Source organism: Azotobacter beijerinckii (assembly GCF_900110885.1).
GTDB lineage: Bacteria > Pseudomonadota > Gammaproteobacteria > Pseudomonadales > Pseudomonadaceae > Azotobacter > Azotobacter beijerinckii.
In genome coordinates, this window is record NZ_FOFJ01000047.1 from 21,405 (window position 1) to 27,551 (window position 6,147).

Consider the following 6,147-nt stretch of genomic DNA (forward strand, 5'->3'; position numbering starts at 1 on the left):
TGAGGAGCGACTGCCATGTTCACCGATTTCCAGAAAGACACACGCCAGGTCAATGGCGTGCAGATCGCCTACCGCATAGGGGGCAGCGGACCGGGTCTGCTGTTGCTCCATGGCCACCCGCAGACCCATGCCATCTGGCACAAGGTCGCGCCGTATCTGGCACAGCACTTCACGGTGGTCGCCGCCGACCTGCGCGGCTATGGCGACAGCGAGAAGCCCGAGGCCGATGCCGATCCGGTCGCCTATAGCAAGCGCGAGATGGCCCGCGACATGGTCGAGTTGATGGCCTCCTTGGGGGTCGCCCGGTTCGACCTTTTGGCCCATGACCGCGGCGCACGGGTTGCCCACCGGCTGGCCCTGGACCATCCGGCCGCGGTGCGCCGCCTGATCCTGCTGGACATAGCGCCAACTCTGGCGATGTACAGGCAAACCACGGAAGCCTTTGCACGCGCCTACTGGCACTGGTTCTTCCTGATCCGGCCGGCCCCCCTGCCGGAAACCCTGATCGAAGCCGATCCGGAACTCTATCTGCGCAGCGTGATGGGCAGTCGCAGCGCCGGCATGCGCCCGTTCACCGACGAAGCCTTCGCCGAATACCTGCGCTGCCTGAAGCTGCCCGGCACAGCGCGCGGCATTTGCGGCGACTACCGGGCCAGCGCCGGCATCGATTTGGAGCACGACCACGCAGACCTTGAGGCAGGGCACTTGATGGACACGCCGCTGCTGGCGTTGTGGGGCGGCGACGGCACGGTGGGCAAATGTTTCGACCCGCTGGCCGAATGGCGCAAGGTGGCCAGTGATGTACGCGGCAAGCCGCTGCCCGCCGGCCATTACCTGGCCGAGGAAATCCCCGAACTGCTGCTCGAAGAAGTGCTCGCCTTCCTGCTCTGAAGCCGGCGCCCTCCCCGATAGCGCTTATCCAGTGCGTGACCACGAGTCCACGCACTACGGGAGTCTTTTATCCGCCGCCAGACGCGGCGCTACCAGGACAACAACAATGACAATCAATGCCTCCTCGAGCCTCCGGTCATTGCCACGGCGCCCGGCTGTCGCTCGGCCCGTCGGCGTTGCGCTGGAAGAAGTCGCGCAGGTGCTCGACGAAGTAGGAAACCTTGGCGGAAAGGTTGAGGCGTTCGAGATAGACGGCGTAGATGTCCGCCGGCGGGGTTTCGTACTCCGCGAGCACTTCCTCCAGCCGCCCGCTGCGCAGGTACTTGGCGAGGTTCCATTCGGCCCGCATGAGGATGCCGTGGCCATCCAGCGCCCAGTTCAGCGCGACCTCTCCCTCGTTGGTGCTGAGGCTGCCCCGCACCTTGACCGATTCGGTCTGCTTGCCCCGGGTCAGTCGCCAGACGCCGAAGGCCGCATCGTTCTGCCTCAGCACGATGCAGTTGTGGCGCATCAGGTCCTTGGGCACCTCGGGGCGTCCGAAGGCCCGCAGGTAGAGCGGGGAGGCGCACAGCCGGCGGCGGTTCGAGGCGATCTTGCGGGCGATCAGGCGGGAGTCCGGCAGCTCGCCGAAGCGAATGGCGACATCGATCGCGTCGTCCGGCAGGTTGATCGGGCGATCCGTCAGTTGCAGCTGCACCTCGACATCCGGATAGCGCTTGACGAACGAGGAGATCGCCGGACCGACATGGGTGCGGCCGAAGCCGAGGGGCGCATTGACCCGCAGCAGTCCCTTCGGCGCGGCCCGGCTGCTCGACACCTGGCGCTCCATTTCCTCGATTTCGCCCAGTATCCGCTGGGCGTTGAGCAGGTAGACCTCGCCTTCGCCGGTGAGACTGATGCTTCGCGTGGTCCTGTTGAGCAGGCGCACCCCGAGCCGCTGCTCCAGTTGCGCCAGGCGCTTGGAGACTGCCGGCGGCGTCAGATTCAGTTCGCGCGCGGTTGCCGCGAGGCTTCCCAGCTTGACCAGCAAGGTGAAAAAAGCCAGTTCGGATACCTGGTTCATCATTAACTCTAAGAAAATAATGTATTAACTTTCATTAGATTATATCACTCAAAAAATCAGTACCCTGATCCCTGTGAATTACTCCCTGAGAAACAGGGGGTCATTTCCCATTCACAGTAAGTCGACTCTATTGGCAACTGGCACAGTTTCAAGGTTGCCAACAACACAATCCGACTCACAAAAATAATTCGGAGGAGCTAATGATCAAGCGACTTATAGGAAAACTATATGTTCAGGTGTTGATCGGCGTAACCATCGGGGTATTGCTCGGTGTTTACTTGCCGGCATTCGGCACCGACATGAAGCCGCTCGGCGATGCCTTCATCAAGCTGATCAAGATGGTCTTCGCGCCCATCATCTTTGCCACCGTGGTACTTGGCATCGCCAAGATGGAAAGCATGAAGGAACTCGGGCGGGTCGGCTCGCGCGCGCTGATCTACTTCGAGATCCTGTCGACCTTCGCTCTCGCTCTGGGTCTGGTGGTCGTCAATCTCGTCCAGCCCGGCCAAGGGATGAACATCGATCCGGCCACGCTCGATACCAAGAGCATTGCCACTTACACGGCTGCCGCGACGAGCGGCTCGGGAAGCTTCACCGACTTCCTGCTCCATATCATCCCCGCCAGCGTCGTCGACTCGTTCGCCAAGAACGAGATCCTGCAGATCCTGCTGTTCTCGACCCTGTTCGGCATCGCGCTGTCCCGCATGGGCTCCCGTGCCAAGCCGGTGGTCGATGTGCTGGAAGCGTTTTCCAACGGCATGTTCCTCATCGTCGGCATGGTCATGCGGGTGGCTCCCATCGCCGCCTGCGGCGCGATGGCCTTCACGGTCGGCAAGTACGGCCTGGGGTCGATCGTGTCCCTCGGCAAGCTGATGGCCACCATGTACCTGACCTGCTTCCTCTTCGTGGCGATCGTCCTCGGTAGCATCTGCCGCATGTCCGGCTTCAGCCTGTGGAAGTTCCTGAAGTACCTCAAGGACGAGCTCTTCACCGTGCTGGGCACCAGTTCTTCCGAATCGGTCGTTCCGCAGCTGATGAACAAGCTGGAGAACGTCGGTGTCTCCAAGCCCGTGGTGGGACTGGTGATCCCCTCCGGACTGACCTTCAACCCCGACGGCCAGTGCATCTACTACACGATGGCGGCCATCTTCATCGCCCAGGCGACCAATACGCCGCTGACGCTGACCGACCAGTTGATCGTGCTCGGGGTGCTGCTGCTGACCTCGAAGGGATCGGCGGGAGTCACCGGTTCCGGCTTTATCACCCTGGCGGCAACCCTGGCTTCGCTGGGCACCATTCCGGTCGCCGGCATGGTGCTGCTGCTCGGGGTCGACCGCTTCATGTCGGAGGCGCGCTCCATCACCAACACCATCGGCAACGCCGTCGCCACCATGGCGATCGCCAAATGGGTCGGCTCTCTCGATCAGGCCCGAATGGAGCAAGTGCTGAATGGCGATGCGCTGCCCGAGACAGACCGGGAGCAGGAAGTTCTGTCGCTAAAAAAGACTGAAAAACCGGGAGTTCAAGTCGGCGTCGTCTGAAGTTTCAGACACCCGACCAGATAACAACGAACCGAGCCTTGTTGATGTAGCCAGGAGAATAAACGTGGATAAAGAATCAGCAGTGCAGTCACTTACCGATGTCATGGCCAAGTTCACCGCCTATATCGGCAAGCGTTTGCCAACCGACGTCAAAGCCAAGACGGCAAAGTTGCGGGCCGCCGAAACCAATCCGCTGGCCATTGCGATCTACGATTCGATGGCCGAGAACCAGGACGCCGCGGATAAGTTGGACCGCCCGAGCTGTCAGGACACCGGGGTCATCCAGTACTTCATTGCCGCCGGCGCCAAGTTCCCGCTGCTGGGCGAACTGGAAGAGATCCTGCTGAACGCGACCCTGGAAGCGACCAAGAAGGGGCCGCTGCGCCACAACGCCGTCGAGACCTTCGACGAGAAGAACACCGGGACCAACACCGGCTCGAAGATCCCGTGGCTGGACTGGGAAATCGTTCCCGACGCCGACTACGCGCTGATCGACGTCTACATGGCCGGCGGCGGCTGCACCCTGCCCGGCTCGGCCAAGGTGCTGATGCCGGGCCAGGGCTACGAAGGCGTCACCGAGTTCGTCTTCGACGTGATCACCTCGCGCGGCGTGAACGCCTGCCCGCCCCTCTTGGTCGGGGTCGGCGTGTCGACCTCGGTGGAGACCGCGGCGCGCCTGTCCAAGCGGGCGATCCTGCGCCCGGTGGACTCCCAGCATCCCAACGAGAACGCCGCGTTGATGGAAAAGCTCCTCGAGGAGGGCCTCAACGAGATCGGCATCGGTCCGCAGGGGCTGACCGGCAACAGCAGCGTGATGGGGGTGAACATCGAATCCTCCGCACGCCACCCGTCGACCATCGGCGTGGCCGTCTCCACCGGCTGCTGGGCGCACCGCCGCGGCAAGATCCGCATCAACGCCGACCTGTCCTACGACATCCTCTCCCATGAAGGAGTAGTACTGTGAAAAAGATCCTCACCACCCCGATCAAGGACGAAGATCTCGCGAGCCTGAACGTCGGCGACGTGGTCTATCTGACCGGCCAGCTGGTGACCTGCCGCGACGTGGCCCACCGCCGGCTGATCGAACTGAAGCGCGAACTGCCGGTCGACCTGCGCGGCGGGGCGATCTTCCACGCCGGCCCGATCGTCCGCAAGAAGGACGACGGCAGCTTCGAGATGGTCTCCATCGGCCCGACCACCAGCATGCGGATGGAGAAGTTCGAGAAGCAGTTCATCGAGGAAACCGGCGTCAAGCTGATCGTCGGCAAGGGCGGCATGGGGCCGGAAACCACCACCGGCTGCCTGGAGAACAAGGCGGTCCATGCGGTGTTCCCCGGCGGCTGCGCGGTGCTCGCCGCCACCAAGGTGGAGGAGATCGAACGCGCCGAGTGGCAGGATCTGGGCATGCCGGAAACTCTGTGGGTCAACCGGGTCCGCGAGTTCGGTCCGCTGATCATCTCCATCGATACCAAGGGCAACAACCTGTTCGAGCAGAACAAGGCCCGCTTCAACGACAAGAAGAGCGCGATCGTCGAGAAGATCAACAGCCAGGTCCGCTTCATCAAGTAACGGACCGGACGTTCGCCACGGCAAGGAGCGCCGTCCGAACGTGCGCTCCGCGACAGCCGTTCGCTCCCGGCCGGCGTGCCACCTGGCACGCCGGGCATGGGAGCCGGGAGCCAAACTGCGGCCCCCACACTCCCGCATGACACACCCACACAACAATAAAAGGTGGTTACCCATGAACAAACGCCTCAGCGGCGGTTTGACGCTTTCTTGCCTGAGCCTTTTACCGCTTGGCCAGGTCGATGCCGCCGGCTTCATCGAGGACAGCAAGGCTACGTTGGGCTTCAGGACCTTCTACATGAACCAGGACGACCGCAACTCGGATCGTCCCCGGATCGACGAGACGGGCCAGGCCTTCCTCTTCGAGTTCAAGTCCGGTTTCACCGAGGGCTTCGTCGGTTTCGGCCTGGACGTGATCGCCCAGGAGGGCGTTCGCCTGGACGGCGGCGGTCGCGCCGGCAAGGCGGGTGCCGAGCGCGCCCCCGGCGCGGGCAGCATGTTCCCGCTGAAATCCAACGGCAAGTCCCAGGAAGATTACGGTCGTCTCAACGCGACCGGCAAGATGCGCATCTCCAAGACCATCGCCGAGGTCGGCGTGCTGCGTCCCACCCTGCCGATCCTCAAGAGCAACGACGGTCGCCTGCTGCCGCAGCTCTTCCACGGGGCACAGGTCACCTCCAACGAGTTCAGCAACCTGACCCTCGTCGGCGGCCGGCTCGAGCACTCCACCGAGCGTAACTCCACCGACAGCCAGGCCCTGTTCATCAGCGGCGCGGCAAACAATCAGCGCAGCAACGAGTTCTACTACGGCGGCGTCGACTACAAGGCCACCAAGGCACTGACGCTGCAGTACTACTACAGCAACCTGGACGACTTCTACGAGCAGCACTTCTTCGGCCTGGTGCACAACTGGGCGCTGCCGGTCGGCGCGCTGAAGAGCGACCTGCGCTACTGGACCAGCAACTCCGACGGTGCGAACGGCAGTTCCAGCGGCCGTGCCGAAGGTTACCGAAGCAGCGGCTACTGGGGCTCCGGCAGTTCCCACAAGGGCGAGGTCGACAACGACACCCTGAGCGCGATTTTCAC

The 6,147-nt window shown here is 62.9% G+C and carries 6 protein-coding genes; 5 read left to right on the plus strand and 1 reads right to left on the minus strand.

The features are described from left to right. Positions 1-15: 15 nt before the first annotated feature. Positions 16-891 (plus strand): alpha/beta fold hydrolase, encoded by an 876-nt coding sequence (locus tag BMY22_RS17620; protein WP_090624215.1) that lies wholly within the window; start codon positions 16-18, stop codon positions 889-891. Between the two features lie 136 nt (positions 892-1,027). Here the strand turns inward: BMY22_RS17620 and BMY22_RS17625 are convergent, their stop codons facing one another. Beyond that, complete coding sequence (locus tag BMY22_RS17625) at positions 1,028-1,954, minus strand: LysR substrate-binding domain-containing protein (protein WP_090624222.1); 927 nt, start codon at positions 1,952-1,954, stop codon at positions 1,028-1,030. 200 nt (positions 1,955-2,154) lie between these two features. On the opposite strand from BMY22_RS17625, the gene BMY22_RS17630 reads away from it, so the two are divergent. From BMY22_RS17630 to BMY22_RS17645, 4 genes are all read left to right on the plus strand, one after another. Next, positions 2,155-3,495 carry a dicarboxylate/amino acid:cation symporter gene (locus BMY22_RS17630; protein WP_090624216.1) on the plus strand — a complete coding sequence of 447 codons (1,341 nt, stop codon included), beginning with the start codon at positions 2,155-2,157 and terminating at the stop codon, positions 3,493-3,495. A gap of 64 nt (positions 3,496-3,559) precedes the next feature. Next, complete coding sequence (gene ttdA, locus BMY22_RS17635; RefSeq protein WP_090624218.1) at positions 3,560-4,459, plus strand: L(+)-tartrate dehydratase subunit alpha; 900 nt, start codon at positions 3,560-3,562, stop codon at positions 4,457-4,459. Further along, entirely contained in the window at positions 4,456-5,064 is a 609-nt protein-coding gene (gene ttdB, locus BMY22_RS17640; protein ID WP_090624220.1) for a L(+)-tartrate dehydratase subunit beta, read from the plus strand. Before ttdA ends, ttdB begins: the two co-directional genes overlap by 4 nt. Before the next feature lie 172 nt (positions 5,065-5,236). Continuing rightward, positions 5,237-6,147, plus strand: a 911-nt coding sequence (locus tag BMY22_RS17645; RefSeq protein ID WP_143068533.1) for an OprD family outer membrane porin, incomplete at its 3' end; no start/stop codon positions are given.